General features: G+C 64.4%; 14 protein-coding genes. 2 read left to right on the top strand and 12 right to left on the bottom strand.

What is annotated here, in order from left to right; genetic code table 11:
- The 3 genes from ACIPIJ_RS18295 to ACIPIJ_RS18285 form a co-directional block, all read right to left on the bottom strand.
- A complete protein-coding gene (locus tag ACIPIJ_RS18295) occupies positions 1 to 1,059 on the bottom strand; it encodes a putative 2-aminoethylphosphonate ABC transporter ATP-binding protein (RefSeq protein ID WP_401079219.1) in 1,059 nt (352 codons plus the stop codon).
- A gap of 118 nt (positions 1,060 to 1,177) precedes the next feature.
- Positions 1,178 to 2,047: a LysR family transcriptional regulator gene (locus ACIPIJ_RS18290; RefSeq protein WP_401079217.1), complete on the bottom strand. Its 870-nt coding sequence runs from the start codon at positions 2,045 to 2,047 to the stop codon at positions 1,178 to 1,180.
- A 9-nt stretch (positions 2,048 to 2,056) separates the two neighbouring features.
- Positions 2,057 to 4,309, bottom strand: a complete 2,253-nt coding sequence (locus ACIPIJ_RS18285; protein WP_401079215.1) for a heavy metal translocating P-type ATPase — start codon at positions 4,307 to 4,309, stop codon at positions 2,057 to 2,059.
- An 83-nt stretch (positions 4,310 to 4,392) separates the two neighbouring features.
- Here ACIPIJ_RS18285 and cadR point away from each other — a divergent pair, with 83 nt between their 5' ends.
- Complete coding sequence (cadR, locus tag ACIPIJ_RS18280) at positions 4,393 to 4,836, top strand: cadmium resistance transcriptional regulator CadR (RefSeq protein WP_401079213.1); 444 nt, start codon at positions 4,393 to 4,395, stop codon at positions 4,834 to 4,836.
- A 39-nt stretch (positions 4,837 to 4,875) separates the two neighbouring features.
- On the opposite strand, the gene ACIPIJ_RS18275 is transcribed toward cadR, so the two are convergent.
- The 8 genes from ACIPIJ_RS18275 to ACIPIJ_RS18240 form a co-directional block, all read right to left on the bottom strand.
- On the bottom strand, positions 4,876 to 6,270 hold the full coding sequence (locus tag ACIPIJ_RS18275) for an efflux transporter outer membrane subunit (RefSeq protein ID WP_401079211.1): 1,395 nt from the start codon (positions 6,268 to 6,270) through the stop codon (positions 4,876 to 4,878).
- Complete coding sequence (locus ACIPIJ_RS18270; RefSeq protein WP_401079209.1) at positions 6,267 to 7,262, bottom strand: hypothetical protein; 996 nt, start codon at positions 7,260 to 7,262, stop codon at positions 6,267 to 6,269. The genes ACIPIJ_RS18275 and ACIPIJ_RS18270 overlap by 4 nt, the downstream gene beginning before the upstream one ends.
- The gene (locus tag ACIPIJ_RS18265) at positions 7,255 to 9,411 is read right to left on the bottom strand and encodes a peptidase domain-containing ABC transporter (protein WP_401079207.1); all 2,157 of its coding nucleotides are present in this window, start codon (positions 9,409 to 9,411) and stop codon (positions 7,255 to 7,257) included. The genes ACIPIJ_RS18270 and ACIPIJ_RS18265 overlap by 8 nt, the downstream gene beginning before the upstream one ends.
- Positions 9,408 to 10,658 carry an HlyD family secretion protein gene (locus ACIPIJ_RS18260; protein WP_401079205.1) on the bottom strand — a complete coding sequence of 417 codons (1,251 nt, stop codon included), beginning with the start codon at positions 10,656 to 10,658 and terminating at the stop codon, positions 9,408 to 9,410. Before ACIPIJ_RS18260 ends, ACIPIJ_RS18265 begins: the two co-directional genes overlap by 4 nt.
- Before the next feature lie 85 nt (positions 10,659 to 10,743).
- On the bottom strand, positions 10,744 to 10,902 hold the full coding sequence (locus tag ACIPIJ_RS18255) for a hypothetical protein (protein WP_401079203.1): 159 nt from the start codon (positions 10,900 to 10,902) through the stop codon (positions 10,744 to 10,746).
- A 314-nt stretch (positions 10,903 to 11,216) separates the two neighbouring features.
- Positions 11,217 to 12,188, bottom strand: a complete 972-nt coding sequence (locus tag ACIPIJ_RS18250; protein WP_401079201.1) for a thymidylate synthase — start codon at positions 12,186 to 12,188, stop codon at positions 11,217 to 11,219.
- A 48-nt stretch (positions 12,189 to 12,236) separates the two neighbouring features.
- Positions 12,237 to 13,046: a prolipoprotein diacylglyceryl transferase gene (gene lgt / locus ACIPIJ_RS18245; RefSeq protein WP_401079199.1), complete on the bottom strand. Its 810-nt coding sequence runs from the start codon at positions 13,044 to 13,046 to the stop codon at positions 12,237 to 12,239.
- A 16-nt stretch (positions 13,047 to 13,062) separates the two neighbouring features.
- Positions 13,063 to 13,845 carry a sulfite exporter TauE/SafE family protein gene (locus ACIPIJ_RS18240; RefSeq protein WP_401079197.1) on the bottom strand — a complete coding sequence of 261 codons (783 nt, stop codon included), beginning with the start codon at positions 13,843 to 13,845 and terminating at the stop codon, positions 13,063 to 13,065.
- A 130-nt stretch (positions 13,846 to 13,975) separates the two neighbouring features.
- Here ACIPIJ_RS18240 and ACIPIJ_RS18235 point away from each other — a divergent pair, with 130 nt between their 5' ends.
- Positions 13,976 to 14,722: an NRDE family protein gene (locus tag ACIPIJ_RS18235; RefSeq protein ID WP_401079195.1), complete on the top strand. Its 747-nt coding sequence runs from the start codon at positions 13,976 to 13,978 to the stop codon at positions 14,720 to 14,722.
- Between the two features lie 66 nt (positions 14,723 to 14,788).
- On the opposite strand, the gene ptsP is transcribed toward ACIPIJ_RS18235, so the two are convergent.
- Positions 14,789 to 17,068 carry a phosphoenolpyruvate--protein phosphotransferase gene (gene ptsP, locus ACIPIJ_RS18230; protein WP_401079193.1) on the bottom strand — a complete coding sequence of 760 codons (2,280 nt, stop codon included), beginning with the start codon at positions 17,066 to 17,068 and terminating at the stop codon, positions 14,789 to 14,791.
- Between the last annotated feature and the right edge of the window lie 22 nt (positions 17,069 to 17,090).

Raw genomic sequence — 17,090 nt, 5'->3', positions numbered from 1 at the left:
TCAGGCAAACACCTGCAGGCTCTGAGGCGGCAGCGCCACCCAGATGTCCTGGGAACCCAGGCTCGGCATCGCTTCTGGTGCCAGCTCGGCAAGCAGGGAATGCCCCGGCAGGGCCTTGAGCTCGAAGCTCATGCGGCAGCGGTTGCCCAGGAAGGTGATTTCGCGAACCTTGGCCGGGAACAGGTTCTCTTCATGCACCACCGGGTTGACGGTGATCGCCTCCGGTCGGCAGAACAAACGGCCGCTGCTGGCCCGCGGCGCTCCGGGTGCCAGGCGCATGCTCATGGCGCCGACCTGGGCGTGGCTGTCGCCATTGCGCTGGAACGGCAGCCAGTTGCCCTGGCCGACGAACTCGGCGACGAACGGTGTGGCGGGCTGATCGTAAATTTCTTGCGGGGTGGCGTACTGCTCGACCTGGCCGTTGTTCATCACCGCGATACGGTCGGCCATGAGCATGGCTTCATCCTGGTTGTGGGTGACCATCAGCGTGGTGATACCCAGTTGTCGCTGCAGCTGGCGCAGCTCGGTGCACAGGTGCTCTCGCACGCGCGCATCCAGCGCCGACATGGGTTCATCGAGCAGCAGCAACGACGGTGACGGCGCCAGCGCACGGGCCAGGGCCACACGTTGCTGCTGGCCGCCGGAGAGCTGGCCGGGGTATTTCTTTTCGCTGCCGGTCAGGCCCACCAGTTCAAGCATTTCGGCCACACGCTGGCGGCTTTCATCACGGCCGCTGCCGGTCAGGCCGTAGGCGATGTTGGCTTCGACGGTGAGGTTGGGGAACAGCGCGTAGGACTGGAACAGGATGCCGTAGTCCCGGGCCTGGGGCGGCAGCTCGGAAATATCGCGTTCGCCGATGTACAGCTCACCACGGTCCTGACGCTCAAGGCCGGCAATGCAGCGCAGCAGGGTGGTCTTGCCGCAGCCCGAAGGGCCGAGCAGGCAGACCAGTTCGCCGGCGGCGATGTCCAGGGAGACATCGTTCAGTGCCGTGAAGGCACCGAAACGCTTGTGGATACCGCGCACTTTCATCTGTGCGCCCGGGGTGGCGTGGTTCATGGCAAGGCCTCATCGAACAGATGGGGCCATGCTAGGAAGGCTGTGCGAAGGTTCTGTGGCGTCAAGGCAAAAGCGGGTGATAGTGGTATAGGCAGATTTTGTAGTGGCCACCCCAGGACTAGAACTGTGACCCCACCACTTCCTGCGCCACCCCAAGGAAGGCCGCCGGCAACCGGGCCTGGCGCCGCTCCTTCAGGCAGTACAGGTACTCATGCATCACCGGCGCATTCTCCAGCGCGAGCACCCGCAATTCGGGGTTGTGCGGCACCTCGTGCCGGGCAATCACGCTGATGCCGATATTGCGCAGCACCGCTTCGCGGATCGACTCGCGGCTGCCGATCTCCAGCAGGGCTCCTGCTTTTACGCCCGCATCCTGCATCATCTGCTCGGTCAGCTTGCGGGTGGTCGAGCCCTGTTCGCGCATCAGCAGGCAATGCCCCGCGAGCCCATCGATGGACACCGTCTGGCGGTGTGCCAATGGATGATTGCGGTGCACCGCCACCACCAGCGGGTCGGTGCCCAGCACGCGCCGCACCAGGCGGGCGTCCTCGAGCAACTGTGACGAGGCGGCGATATCGACGCGGTAGTCCTCAAGCATCTCCAGCACCTGCTGCGAGTTGCCGATCTCCACGGCCACGTCCACCTGCGGCAGCCGTTCGCGGAAGATCTTCACCAGGTCGAGGATGTAGTAAGGCGCAGTCGCCGCGATGCGCAGGCGGCCCTGCTGCTGCCCGCTGTTGCGCAGCTCGAATTCGATGTCGGCTTCCTGCTGCAGCAGCGCCTTGACCATCGGCAGCAGGCGCACGCCCTCCTCGCTCAGCACCAGGCGCCGCCCCCCGCGGTAGAACAGCTCCACCGCGTACTGGCTCTCCAGGTTACGGATCTGCGTGGTCACCGTCGGCTGGCTGAGCCCTAGTTTCTTCGCCGCCAGGGTGATGCTGCCCAGGCGGGCCACCATGTAAAAGGCTTTGAGCTCGGCACTGAGCATTGCATGACCTCATTTGCGCAGCAGGCGCAGCCCGTTGAACACCACCAGCAGGCTCACACCCATGTCGGCGAACACCGCCATCCACAGGGTGGCCATGCCGGCAAAAGTGATCGCCAGGAATATCGCCTTGATGCCCAACGCCAGAACGATATTCTGCGTCAGGATCGCCGCACTTTGGCGCGACAGCCTGACGAACGCCGGGATTTTGCGCAAGTCGTCATCCATCAGCGCCACGTCGGCGGTCTCGATGGCCGTATCGGTACCGGCAGCAGCCATGGCGAAGCCGATCTCGGCGCGGGCCAGGGCCGGCGCATCGTTGATACCGTCACCGACCATGCCGACACGGTGGCCCTGGGCATACAGCTGCTCGATGATGGTCAGCTTGTCGGCCGGCAACAAGTTGCCTTCAGCGCGGTCGATACCTACCTGGGCTGCGATGGCCTGGGCAGTATGCGGATTATCGCCGGTGAGCATGACGGTCTTGATACCCAGCGCGTGCAGCTCGGCGATCGCCTCGCGGCTGCTGTCCTTGACCGTATCGGCCACGGCGAACAGGGCCAGCGGGCCATTGTGGTCGAGCAACAGCACCACGGTCTTGCCCTGGCGCTCGAGCTCGTCCAGTTGCGCTTCAAGCTGCGGCGAGCACAGGCCCAGCTCCTCGACCAGGCGATGGTTGCCCAGGTGATAGGTCTGGCCGTCGATGTCGCCGCGCACGCCACGCCCGGGAAGGGCGACGAAGCCGGTGACCTCACTCAGGGCCAACCCCTGCGCCTTGCCGAACTGGGCGATGGCACCTGAAACCGGATGGTCGGAACGCTCGGCCAGGCTGGCGGCCAGCGCCTGGGCGCGGCCATCGAACCGCGGATCGAGGACCTTGGCATCGGTCTGCACCGGTTTGCCGTGGGTGAGGGTGCCAGTCTTGTCCAGGGCCAGGAAGTCCAGCTTGCGGCCCCCTTCCAGGTAGACGCCGCCCTTGATCAGGATGCCCTTGCGCGCTGCAGCCGCCAGGCCACTGACGATGGTCACCGGGGTGGAGATCACCAGCGCACACGGGCACGCCACCACCAGCAGCACCAGCGCGCGGTAGAACCAGTCAAACCAGGCGCCGGCCATGAACAGTGGCGGGATGAGCGCTACGGCCAGGGCCAGGGCGAATACCACCGGGGTGTAGATGCGCGAGAAGGTGTCGACGAAACGCTGGGTGGGTGCACGAGCGCCCTGCGCTTCTTCTACGGCCTTGATGATGCGCGCCAGGGTGGAATGCCCCGCTGCTGCAGTGACGCGGTATTCCAGGGCGCCGGCCTGGTTGATGGTGCCGGCGAACAGCTTGTCGCCAACGGCCTTCTCCACCGGCAGGCTTTCACCGGTGATCGGTGCCTGATCGACGCTGGATTGCCCACTGAGCACTTCGCCGTCCAGGCCGATCCGCTCACCGGGGCGCACCCGCACCTGCGCGCCAATAGCCACGTGACGCACTTCGACCTCGCGCCACTCGCCGTCGGCCTGTTGCACCGTGGCCATGTCCGGCGTGAGCTGCATCAAGCCGCTGATGGCATTACGGGCGCGGTCCAGGGAGCGCGCCTCGATCAGCTCGGCGACGGTGAACAGCACCATGACCATCGCCGCCTCCGGCCACTGGCCGATCAATACCGCGCCGGTCACGGCGATGCTCATCAAGGCATTGATGTTCAGGTTGCGGTTCCTGAGGGCAATCCAGCCCTTCTTGTAGGTGCCCAGCCCGCAACCGAGGATCGCCCCCAGCGCAAGGGCAGCCACCACCCACTCGGGCGCCAGCCCGCTGAAATGGACGATTTCCGCGGCAATCGCCGCAACGCCGGACATTGCCAGTGGCCACCAACGGGTTTTGACCGGCTGGGGCGCAGCGGCGCCACCTTCACCATCATCGGCCAGGGGTTCGGCCTTCATGCCCAGGCTTTCGATAGACCGCTCGATCTCGGCAGTACCGGCCAGGGTATGGCGCACGCCTAGCACACGGTTGATCAGGTTGAATTCCAGCTGCTCGATGCCGGCCAGCTTGCCCAGTTTGTCCTGGATCAGGGTCTGCTCGGTGGGGCAGTCCATGGCCTGGATGCGGAAGCGGCTTAGCTGCGCCGTGTCACTTGCCTTTTCACTCAATTGCACGAGCGCCGGTGCGGCACTGGTGCCGCAGCAGCTGTGGGCGTGCGCATCGTGGCAATGGCTTTTGCCGCCGTGTGCGTGGTCATGGTCGTGCGGGTGTTGGGGGCTGACAGGCTGGTTCATGGGGTCATCCTTAGTGTGCGCCTGTTGCCAAGTGAACACCCTGTAGCCACTATAGGGTCAAGCCACCTGCTGGAGATTTCGCCATGAAAATCGGAGAACTGGCCAAAGCCACCGACTGCGCCGTGGAAACCATCCGCTATTACGAGCGCGAGCAGCTGCTGCCGGAGCCTTCGCGCACCGAAGGCAACTATCGGCTGTACACACAGGCCCATGTCGAACGCCTGACCTTCATCCGCAACTGCCGCACACTGGACATGACCCTGGATGAAATCCGCAGTTTGCTACGCCTTCGCGACAGCCCTGATGGCTCCTGCGGCAGTGTCAACGCGCTGATTGATGAGCATATCGAGCATGTGCAGGCGCGGATTGATGGTTTGGTGGCGCTGCAGGCGCAGTTGGTGGAGCTTCGCCAGCGCTGCAATGCGCAAGGAGCCGAGTGCGCGATCCTGCAGCAACTGGAAGTGAATGGGGCGGTGTCGGTGCCGGAAACCGAACATTCACATGTAGGGCGTAGCCACGGACACTAGGCACGAACCACGTGCCATTTGCGAAGTGCCTATGCGCTCCTAGCCCCAGCCGCCTCCCAACGCCTTGTACAGTGACAAGCTGTTACCCAGCCCGGCCAAGCGCGCCCGAATGAACCCTTGCTGTGCGGCGCTCAAGCTGCGTTGCGCATCCAGCACCTCCAGGTAGCTGTTCAAGCCGTCTTCATACAGCAAGGTCGCCAGCTCTACCCGCCGCCGTTCATTCGCGACCAACAAACGCTGCGACTCCAGCTCGCGCCGTAACGGTTCAGTGGCCCCCAGCGCATCGGCGACTTCGCGAAACGCCTGCTGGATCGCCCGTTCGTATTCGGAGACGGCAATATCGCGCTGGGCCTTGGCCAGTGCCAATTGCGACCCTCGGCGGCCGAAGTCGAACACGGGCAACGTCACCTCGGGCATGAACGACCAGGCCTTTGCCCCGCCGCGAAACAACTGGTTGAGCTCCGGGCTACTGAACCCCAGCAACCCGGTCAGGGAAATACGCGGAAAGTAGGCCGCTCGCGCAGCGCCGATATTGGCGTTGTGGGATTTGAGCCGGGCCTCGGCCGCACGAATGTCCGGGCGCTGAGTCAGCAAGCCCGAGGGCAAGCCGGCCGCAACAGGGGCCAGCACCTGCTCGCCTTCCAGTGCCACAGGCTGCAACTGGGATGGCACCACCGCTGCCCCACTCAACAACTCCAGGCGGTTGAGCGCCAGCACGTACCCCCGCTCGGCGCTCGCCTGCTCGCCCGCCAACCCGAGCACCAGTGCCTGGGCCTGGCGCACTTCCAGCTCGCTGGCCAACCCCTGCCCACGGCGCCGCTCGATCAATGCCAGCGAACGCTCGCTGGCGTCCAGCAGCTGGCCGTGGCGTTCGCGCAAACTCAAGTAAGCCAACGCCTCGTAATACGCTGCGGCCACCTCGGCCACCAGGCCGATCTGCACCGCCCGGGCATCCTCCTCGGTCGCCAGCAACTGCTGCCCGGCGCTCTCGTGCAGGGCCCTCACACGCCCCCAGATGTCCAGCTCATAGGCAGTAATACCGATGCCCAGGCGGAAGCGCCCCTGCTCATTGATCACCCGCTCACCCGTTGGCGAGTCCAGCGCTGACAGCTGCTGCCGCTGGGTTGTACCCTGCACGCCCAAAGTCGGCCACAGATCGGCACTGGCCACGCCGAACAGTGCCCGGGCCTCGTCGATACGCTGCACGGCAATACGCAAGCCGCGGTTATGCTCCAGCGCCTGGGCAATCAGCTCGCGCAGCTGCGGGTCGTTGAACATCCGTTGCCAGCCGGGAAGTGGCGCGGCAGCTGGCGCCACGGGTTGATCACGCCACTGCGCCGCGACGGGGGGCTGAGGCCGAACATAGGTCGGAACGAAGGAACACCCCGCCAGCGCCAGGCCCATGGCCAGCCCCCACACGTTCAGCCAGCTCATCGCCTGCCTCCGAAGGCCGCAGCGCTGCGCTGTTGCGCCGTCGAACACTGGCGATGGTAGAACGCCTCGATCCGTGGCAAATACAACCACTGCTCCGGTGCCGCCGCCAGAAAGCACTCGAGCGCCGCCATCCACGGCGCTTGCATGACCTCCAGTGAGGCGGCTGGGATGCGCGTCAGTATTCGTAGCTCACCCTTGCCGCCCAATACCGCGTGATGCCCGACCAACAAGGCATCGCACTGCAGTTTCGCCGCCAGAAACAGCGGCCCTTTGACGAACTGTGCGGCCCGATTGAACAACTTGCCCGGCAGCGGCTCACCAAAGCGCAAGGCCCCCAGGCTGACCGGGAGATCGCAAAACACAATCACCCGCTCGCCTCGCTTCAGCGCACGAGCCATGGCCAGCGCCGCACCGGGATGAGCAGCGTCCAGCACTTCTACGCCATGCCCCAGCCCTTCGAGTTGGCGAAGAGAAGCCTGGGTGAAGGCGTCAGCAAAATTCCAGATAGGAATCACGAAGCGCGTCGGCACAGCTTCCCTGGCCATCACACTGGCCACGGCCATCCAGTATTCGCCCGTATGCAGCAGCAGATACAAGGCCGGCCGGCTCGCTGCGGCCCAACCATGCGGGTCGACCTCTGGGATGCTGTTCACCCAGGTTCTGAGCGCTTGTGGTTGGCGGCGGGGGTAAAGCCGCTCGTGCACGGCCCGTTGCCACTGGAGCACACCGTAGCGGCAGGCCAAGGCCTCGGCCTGCGCCGGTGCATGGCCCAGGGCTTCGAGGTTTTGCCGGCACAGACTGTAGTCCTTGCCGCGCCAGGCAGCCGGCGAGCGCTGCAGCAACGCGGGTAGCCAGCGGAACAACCCACCCAGCGGCAGCACGCGGGCCACCCAGGCAAGGCATTGCGCGAAAGCCTGGGCCAGGCGGGCTCTGGCGCTCATGCGTAACAACCAGTAACGCATGCGCCAGCCAACATGAGCGGTTTCAGCCATTCAACCCACCCTCGGGCATCGTCATCAACTGCCCACCCTGCATGCGCAACACTTGATCACAGGCCTTGGCGACTTCCGGGTCATGGGTGACGACCACGCACAGTGTGGGCAACTGCCCGATGGTGGCGATGATCCGATCACGAGCCCCGGCATCCAGGTGTGAGGTAGGTTCGTCCAGCAGCAACATTTGCGGGCGCCGGTACAACGCACGGGCGATGAGCAGGCGTTGCGTCTGGCCGGTGGAAAGCTGCACCCCTGTGGGCCCCAAGGTGGTATTGAAGCCATTGGCCAGACCCTGTATCGCCTCCAGCAGGCCCGCCTGCTCTACGCAGGCTTGCAGCCAGGCCCCGTCGACACGGTCGCTGTCCAGGGTAATGTTGTCGATCACGCTACCCGTGATGATTTCGTCATGGGCCGTGACATACGCCAACTGCTGGCGAAAGCGCTGCAGACCGAACCGCTGCAGTTCGATGCCATTGACCTCGAACTGCCCGGCATCGAGCCGATAGAACCCGGCCAATACCTTGAGCAGGGTGCTTTTGCCGCACCCGGACGGCCCGAAGATGGCGACCTTGCTGCCGGCCACCAATTGCAGGTCGACATCGGCGAACACCGGCCGCTCGAAACTGCTGTAGCGGAACACGCCGCCGCGTACCTGCAGGCTTTGCAGTACGGGCACCGGCTCGTCGGCGCGCGCCTGGTAGAGGTTGTCTTCCGATGCCTCAGGTTGTTCGTCGACGATGTCCTCCACCCGCCCCAGCTCGACCCTTAGCAGGCGCAAGTTGGCATAACGGTCGAGCACCTTGAGGGTGCAGCCCATGAACATGTCCTTGTAGAGCACGAAGGCGAACAGGTCACCGATGCTGTTTTCGCCCTGCAGCACAGCGAAAGCCCCCAGTGCACTGACCAGCAGCGAGTGGCCGTGGGACAGACCATCATGCACCACACCATTCATGGCCTGGAGGCGCTGCACCCGGGCGCGGGCGGCCTCGGTCTCGACGTGCTGGTTGCTCCAGCGTGCCAGCTTGGTTGCTTCGTAGCGGTAAAGTTTCATCGACTCCACCGCGCCCAGGGTGCCAAGCAGGGTCACGTTTCGGGCCGTCTCGGCTTCGATCGAGGCTTTGTGGGTGCGCTCCATCATCGGCAGGGTCAGCAGACGAAACAGGAAAAACAGCAAGCACAGCCCCAGGGACAGCGCCGCCAGTTGCAGGTTGATCAGCGCCATCAGACCGAGGAAGGCCAGGCCGAAGACGGTGTCTATGACCATGTCCATCCAGCCGGCGGTGAACTGGATGTAGGCGCGGTCGCTGACCTGGGTGCGCCGCAGGATATCCCCCGGCGCCCGACGCTCGAAATAGCCCACAGGCAGGCGTAACAGCCAGGCCACCACCCCGATGCCCAGGTCCTGGCTGAGGGCGATGCGCAGTTGCGCGTCGAGCCAGCTGCGCACCCAGGCGGCGGCAGACTTGAGCAGAAAGACGGCGCCGAAGACGTAGAGAATCAGGAATAGAAAATCCGCGTCGTTTTTCGCCACGACTTCATCGATGGTCAGCGAAAACAGCTTCGGCGCTGCGATGGCCCCCAGGTACATGACGATGGCCAAGAGGCCCATGGGAATGAGGTAACGCAGCAGCCAGGGGTTGCCGGCGAGCACACTGCCGAAGCCCAGGGCCTGGTGTGAGGGGCTGGCGCGGCGCAAGGTAAACTGCAAACCCGGCACCAACTCCAGGGCTACGCCGCTGAACAACGGCAGCGCTTCTTCCCAGGTGTAGAAGCGCCGGCCCAAGGCCGGATCGACGATATGCAGGCCGCCCCCATCCACCGCTTCCAGCACCACGAAGTGCATCTTGTTCCAGAACAGGATGGACGGCGCGCGCACCTGGCGCAGGCCGTCGAGCATCACCCGCAGCGGCCGGCAGGCAAACCCGGAGGCTTCGCACACCTTGATGATCTGGAACAGCGACATGCCATCGCGGGCAACCGTGCAGCGCTGGCGCATCTGCCGCAAGGTGGTGGCCTGACCGTGGTAGCTGGCGATCATGGCAATGGCTGCCATGCCGCATTCGGCCATTTCGTCCTGAAGAATCACGGGTACGCGCGGGTGCAGCAAGCGCCTGGCGCGGCCCAACGCATCACCGAACAGGCTCATGTCGCCATCCCCTGGAGAAAGTCGGGGTTACGCTGGCTGCCCTTGAGCAGTGGAAGGAACAGCCACTCGATAAGGCTCAGGGATTCCAGGCGCAGCGAACCGCGCAGGGTCATGCCGTCCTTGAGCCAGGCTTCGCGGATGCGCGTGCGCGGGTCGCTGAAATCCAGGGCAACCTCCACCACGTACATGCCTTCGCCCTGTGCGTCGGCCGCAGCCCCGAGTTGCGGGTCGCGGTAGGTGCTGGCGGTACTGTGCACGATGTGCCCCTTGACCACGCCATAGCGCTCGTACGGAAATGCGTCGACCCGCACGATCACCGGTGTTCCGGGGCTTGCGAAACCGATGCTCGATGGACTGATATCGAGCATCACCGTAGGCGCCGGCCGTTCAGGCTGCTCGATGCGCAACAGCATCATCGGTTGGCCGGCCTGGGCACGGCCGCCAGGGAACACCGAAACGCCATCGACGATGCCCTCCACCGGAGACAGCAGCACATAGTGCTGGCGCTTGTTCAGGGCCTCACGGCGCTCCAGCAGTTCGTGCCGCTGGCGGGCGATGTCGCTGAGGCGCAACGTCAGCTGGTGGCCGGCGTCGCGGGTGCGTTGCTGCAGCTCCAGCAGGCGTTGCCGTGCCGCCACATTGGCCTGCTGATTACCGGCCAGGTTCTGCTGGGCGGTTTCGTGACGCACGATGGCTTCGTTCAGCGCGGCTTCGGACACCGCCCCCTCACGCGCCAGGCGCTCGTGACGCCGCTGCAGGCCGGCCGCGATGCTGACGCGACGGCGGATCGACTGCTCGATCTGCTCGTTGAGCACGAGATCGGCCTGCAATTGTTCGATCTGCAGGGCCAGGGACTGGCTCTGAGACTGATACAGCTCACGGGCACGCAGCTCGTCGCTGTGGGTGTCGGCCAGCAAACTGCCCAGACGCTCGGCGCTCTGCGCGGTAGCGGTCTGGCCACTGGCGTCGTTGAGATTCTCAGGTTCCTGCGGGCGAATCCGTAACAGCGGTTGATCCTTGTGCACCGCTTGCCCAGCCGTCACCAGCACTTCCTGGACATGTACATTGCCCTCGCTGGCAATGCGTACCACATCGCGGGTAAGGACACGGCCCTGGACTTCTTCCTTACGCGCATACTCGCCTGCCAACAACAGGGTGACGAGCATGAAAAAAAACAGGCACAGCAGCCAACCGAAGACCAGGCTCCGAACCGGCGCACGCTGGGCTACCCTTCCCAGTTCCAACATGGCAATTGCACCTTGAGGCAGCTTGAAGAAGGGAGCGGCGCCGCCCCCCCCGGTTACCGGCATGGCACCAGACGGTGCCCAGGCCTCAGCTGACGGTGTCGACCACGGCAATGGCTGTATCGATTACCTGGCCGATTGCCTGACCGACGTCGGCCCATGTGCCAGCCCCTCGTACGTCGAGGGTCTCTTCCAGGGCCATCTCCAATGGAGCGTGGGTAGCTTCCAGCAATGCTTGCGGATACATGTCGATACCTCATTTCTTATTTTATTGAAGGGAAGGCGACGCTGAGTGGTTGCTGTATGTAGCAACCCTAGCCATCACCGCTGTCAGCAGGCGGCGTGGCGCTTGCTGGGCAGCCTGGTCATTGTCCCCATGCTGGCAAGGCGGCAATAGCATCTGGCTCCGACCTGACTGTGGGAGCGCAAAGATTGATGACGTAGGAAAATGCGGAGGGGCAGCCGTAGGCTGTAGGAACAACGGGCAGAGGGGGCCATCCCCCCATTCTGATAAAGGCTGCTGCCCCCACCACCGACGAACCGGAGAGGGGGCGCTTGAGGTCAGACCGCCATCGGCGCCGTCATCGGCGCATGGTGCTCATACCCTTCCAGGCTGAAGTCGCTCGGTTCGATCTTCTCCAGCCACTCCGGCTCATACTTGCCGGTCTCGGCAAACGCCGGCACGCGGTCGCTGATCACCAGCCTCGGTGCTTCCAGCGGCTCGCGTGTGAGCTGCTCGTTGAGCATGTCCAGATGGTTTTCGTACACATGGGCATCGCCGATGAAGTAGGTGAACCAGCGCGGGGTGTAGCCGGTCAGTCGACCGAACAGCGACAGCAGCGCCGCCCCCTCGGTCAGGTTGAACGGTGTGCCCAGGCCCAGGTCGTTGGAGCGGATGTAGAGGGTCAGGGAAATTTCCCGGGTCTCGACATTCGGGTGGAACTGATACAGCAGGTGGCACGGCGGCAGCGCCATCTCGTCCAGCTGGGCGCAGTTCCAGCCGTGGAAAAGGATGCGCCGGCTGCCCGGGTCGTTGGCGATGGTGTCCAGGCACTGGCGCACCTGGTCGATGGCCTTGTACAGGATGACGAACGCCTGGCCATCTTCCTCGTCCTGGGCAATCTGGCGGAAGCCAGCCTTTTCGGCCATCTCGATCGCCGCCGGGTTGCTCAGCGGCACACGCTTGTAGCCGGGCCACTGGCGCCATTGCACGCCGTAGATCTCGCCAAGGTCGTCATGGCCCTGGCGGAACGGATTGGCCAGCCACTGGGCGTTCTCGTTGGCGTTCTGGTCCCAGACCTTGCAGCCCAACTCGCGGAACTCACCCGCGTTCTTCACCCCCCGCAGGAAACCGACCATTTCGCCGATTGCCGACTTGAACGCCAGCCTGCGCGTGGTAATGGCCGGGAAACCTTTCTGCAGGTCGAAACGCAGCATGGCGCCCGGCAGGCTGATGGTGCGGATGCCGGTACGGTTTTCCTGCAGGGTGCCGTTTTCGATGACGTCACGGACCAGGTCCAGATACTGTTTCATGGCTTACCTGTAGCAAAAGCGGCAGGGGATCGCCCCTGCCGTTGGGAATCAGATGGCGGGTGTCGCCGTGGGTTTGCGATTATAAGCCCACCAGATCAATCCGAGGCCGGCGACAATCATCGGCAGGCAGAGTATCTGACCCATGGTCAGCCAGCCCCAGGCGATGTAGCCCAGCTGGGCATCCGGTACACGGACGAACTCGACGATGAAGCGGAAGATGCCGTAGAACAGCGCGAACATGCCCGATACCGCCATGGTTGGCCGCGGCTTGCGCGAGAACAGCCAGAGGATCAGGAACAGCGCCACGCCCTCCAGGGCGAACTGATACAGCTGCGACGGGTGGCGTGGCAGCTGTGCCGGGTCGCTGAACGGCGGGAAGATCATCGCCCACGGCACATCGGTCGGCTTGCCCCACAGTTCGGCATTGATGAAGTTGCCAATGCGCCCGGCACCCAGGCCGATCGGTACCAGCGGCGCGACGAAGTCCATCAGTTCGAAGAACGACTTGTTGTTGCGCTTGCCGAACCACAACGCGGCCAGCATCACGCCGATGAAGCCGCCATGGAACGACATGCCGCCTTTCCACACCTCGAAGATCAGCGTCGGGTTGGCCAGGTAGGCGTGCAAGTCGTAGAACAGCACGTAGCCCAGGCGCCCACCGACGATCACGCCCATCGACAACCAGAACACCAGGTCGGAGAGCTTCTCACGCGACCAGGTGGGGTCGAAGCGGTTGAGCCGGCGCGAGGCGAGCAGCCAGGCGCCGCCGATGCCGATCAGGTACATCAGGCCGTACCAGTGTATTTTCAGCGGGCCCAGGGCCACGGCCACGGGGTCTATCTGCGGGTAAGGCAGCATGGATATTCCTCTCGTTTCAAATCAGGAAGCTCAGGCCGACGCAGAACAACAGCGCGGCGAACAGACGCTTGAGCAGGCGCGGCGACAACCTGTGCGCCAGGCGCGCGCCGAAGCGGGCGAAGAACATGCTGGTCACGGCGATGCCGACCAGCGCGGGCAGGTACACATAGCCGACGCTGTGGGCGGGCAGGTGTTGTTCGTGCCAGCCCAGCCACATGAAGCTCAGCGCGCTGGCCACGGCAATCGGCAGGCCACAGGCCGAGGACGTGGCCACGGCCTGCTGCATCGGCAGGCTGCGCCAGGTCAGGAACGGCACGGTCAGCGAGCCGCCACCGATGCCGAAGATTGCCGACGCCCAGCCGATCACCCCACCGGCGCCGATCAGCGCGGGCTTGCCGGGGATGCCACGGCTGGCCTTGGGTTTGAGGTCCAGGGCCATCTGCGCAGCGATGATCAGGGCGAACACGCCGATGATCTTCTGCAACTGCGGGCCCTGAATCAGCGAGGCGGTCTTGGCGCCAACCCCGGCGCCAAGCAGGATGCCGACAGTCATCCAGGCGAAGACCGGCCATTGCACCGCACCTCTGCGATGGTGCTCTAGCACGGCGTTGATCGAGGTGAAGACGATGGTTGCCAGCGACGTGCCGACCGCCAGGTGGGTCAGCACCGACGCGTCGAAGCCCTGCAAGGTAAAGCTGTACACCAGCACCGGCACGATGATGATGCCGCCGCCCACGCCGAACAGCCCGGCCAGCACGCCGGCACAGGCGCCCAAGAGCAGATAGAGTGCGAACTCCATTCGTCGTCCCCGAGAAAAACAATCCGGCATGGTAACGGAAGCCGGGCACGGGCCTCTAGTGAAGTCTGTGACAGGATGGATCACCGCCGCCGCAGTGGGTACAGTGGCGAAAAACACAGAGGCCTAACCGATGTGCCTGATCGTCTTCGCCTGGCGGCCGGGGCATACCCTGCCGCTGATCGTCGCGGCCAACCGCGACGAGTTCTATGCCCGCCCCACCCAGGCCCTGGCGGCCTGGGAAGATGCGCCCGGGGTACACGCCGGGCGCGACCTGGAAGCCGGCGGCACGTGGCTGGGCGTGGGGCCGCAGGGGCGGTTTGCTGCGCTGACCAATATTCGCGATCCCGGGCAGCCGCCAGGGCCACGCAGCCGCGGTGAGTTGGTAGCAGCGTATCTGCGCGGTGAGCTTGGGGTTGAGGCGTACCTGGACCAGGTCGCGAGCCGCAGCACACAATATTCGGGGTTCAACCTGCTGGTCGGCGATGGGCGCCAGCTGGGGTATCTGCATGCCCGTGAAGCGGCGCCGCGCCTGCTGGAGCCTGGGGTATACGGGCTGTCCAACGCCGGGCTCGATACGCCGTGGCCGAAGCTGGTCAAGGCACGCAATACGCTTGAGGGAATGCTGGATTCAGTGAACCCGCAGCAGTTGTTGGCGTTGCTGTCTGATGGCGAACCGGCGGCTGAGAGCCAACTGCCCGATACCGGCGTGGGGCTGGCGACCGAGACGCTGTTGTCCAGTGTGTTTATTGCCAGCCAGAACTACGGGACGCGGGCCAGTACAGTGCTGATTGTGGATGATCAGGGGAGAAGGCGGCTGATCGAGCGCAGTTTCGGGCCGTTTGGCGGGCATTTGGGGGAAGTTGAACAGGTGGTCTGATACAATTGTTTTCAACACTACCGGCCCCTTCGCGGGGCTCGTACCGCGAAGGGGCCGGTGCTGACCTCAAAGGGTCTTGTTGGCTCCAGGGCCGATCATGCGCGCCAAGCCGAGGTTTTTCAGCGCCAGCTGCAGCGAGCTGTGGATAACCTGCGGGTTGTCATGGCTCAGGGCGTCGGCGAGCAGTTCCTTGGCCTTGCTCATGTTGATCTGGCGCAGCATCCACTTCACCTTAGGCAGGTTGGTGGCGTTCATCGACAAGCTGTCGAAGCCCATGGCCATCAACAGGATCGCCGCCGCCGGGTCACCGGCCATCTCACCGCAGATACTCACCGGCTTGCCTTCGCCGTGGGCATCGCGCACCACGGTGTTCAAAGCCTGCAACACGGCCGGGTGCAGGTAGTCGTAGAGGTCGGCGACGCGCGGGTTGTTGCGGTCGACCGCCAGCAGGTACTGGGTCAGGTCGTTGGAGCCGACCGACAGGAAGTCCACCTGCCGCGCCAGTTCCTTGGTCTGGTACACCGCTGCCGGGATCTCGACCATCACCCCCACCGGCGGCATCGGAACGTCGGTGCCCTCGTCGCGCACCTCGCCCCAGGCGCGGTGGATCAGGTGCAGCGCCTCTTCCAGCTCATGGACCCCCGAGATCATCGGCAGCAGGATGCGCAGGTTGTTCAGGCCCTCGCTGGCCTTGAGCATGGCGCGGGTCTGGACCAGGAATATTTCCGGGTGATCGAGGGTCACGCGGATGCCGCGCCAACCGAGGAACGGGTTTTCCTCCTTGATCGGGAAGTAAGACAGTGACTTGTCACCACCAATGTCGAGGGTGCGCATGGTCACCGGCAGCGGGTGGAACGACGCCAGTTGCTCACGATAGATCGCCAGCTGCTCCTTCTCGCTGGGGAAGCGCTGCTGGATCATGAACGGCACTTCGGTGCGATACAGCCCCACGCCTTCAGCACCGCGCTGCTGCGCGCGGGCCACGTCGGCCAGCAGGCCGGTGTTGACCCACAGTGGCATGCGATGGCCATCCGGGGTCACGCAAGGCAGCTCGCGCAACGCATCGAGGCCTTGGGCCAGCTGGCGTTCTTCCTCGACCACTTCGCTGTACTGTTTGCGCAGCACGTCGCTGGGGTTGGTGAACACCTCGCCCTTGTAGCCGTCGACAATCAGCTCGATGCCATCGACCTTGGAATAAGGCAGGTCGACCAGGCCCATCACCGTCGGAATACCCATGGCCCGGGCCAGGATGGCGACGTGGGAGTTGCCCGAGCCCAGCACCGAGACCAGGCCGACCAGCTTGCCTTCAGGCACTTCGCCAAGCATCGCCGGGGTCAGCTCTTCGCTGACCAGGATGGTGTTGTCGGCATACACCAGCGACTGCGAACGGGCTTCCTGCAGATACGCCAGCAGCCGACGGCCAAGGTCCTTGACGTCCGAGGCGCGCTCGCGCAGGTAGTCGTCGTCCATCAGTTCGAAACGGTTGACGTGCTCGCCGACCACCTGGCGTAGCGCGCCCTGTGCCCACTGGCCGGTCTTGATGACTTCGGTCACCTCACCGCCCAAAGCTGCGTCTTCGAGCATCATCAAGTACACGTCGAACAGCGCGCGCTCTTCTGGGCGCAGCTGGGTCGCCAACTTGGCCGACAGCTTGCGCATGTCGGCGCGCACGCCTTCGAGGGCGTTGTTGAACAGTTTCAGTTCGGCGTCGATGTCTTCGACAGTCTTGTCCGGCACCACCTCAAGGTCAGCTGGCGGCAGCATGACCACGGCACGCCCGACAGCCGCCCCCGGCGAGCCCGGCACACCGACGAAGCGCGCCTCCTGGATGCCCTTGCCCTGACGGCCCAGGCCACGAATCGAGCCGGTGGCCTCGGCGTGGGCAATAACCCCGGCGAGCTGGGCGCTCATGGTGACCAGGAAAGCTTCTTCACCCTCGTCGAACTGACGGCGTTCTTTCTGCTGAATGACCAGCACGCCGACGACGCGACGGTGGTGAATGATCGGGGCGCCGAGGAAGGAGGCGAACTTCTCTTCACCGGTTTCGGCAAAGTAACGGTAACGCGGGTGATCGGCGGCGTTTTCCAGGTTCAGCGGCTCTTCCCGGGTACCGACCAGGCCGACCAGGCCCTCGTTGGGGGCCATGCTGACCTTGCCGATGGAGCGCTTGTTCAAGCCTTCGCTGGCCATCAGCACGAAGCGGTTGGATTCTGGGTCGAGCAGGTACACCGAGCAGACCTGGCTGCCCATCGCTTCCTTCACGCGCAAGACGATGATACCCAACGCCGTCTTGAGATCTTTGGCGGAGTTCACTTCCTGGACGATCTTGCGCAGCGTATTGAGCATGGCTCGGGGTCGAACTCCGTCG

Origin of the sequence: Pseudomonas sp. NPDC087185, from assembly GCF_044744955.1 — a bacterium.
GTDB lineage: Bacteria > Pseudomonadota > Gammaproteobacteria > Pseudomonadales > Pseudomonadaceae > Aquipseudomonas.
Note: the sequence above shows the minus strand (reverse complement) of the source record. Positions and strands in the feature narration are given on the sequence as shown.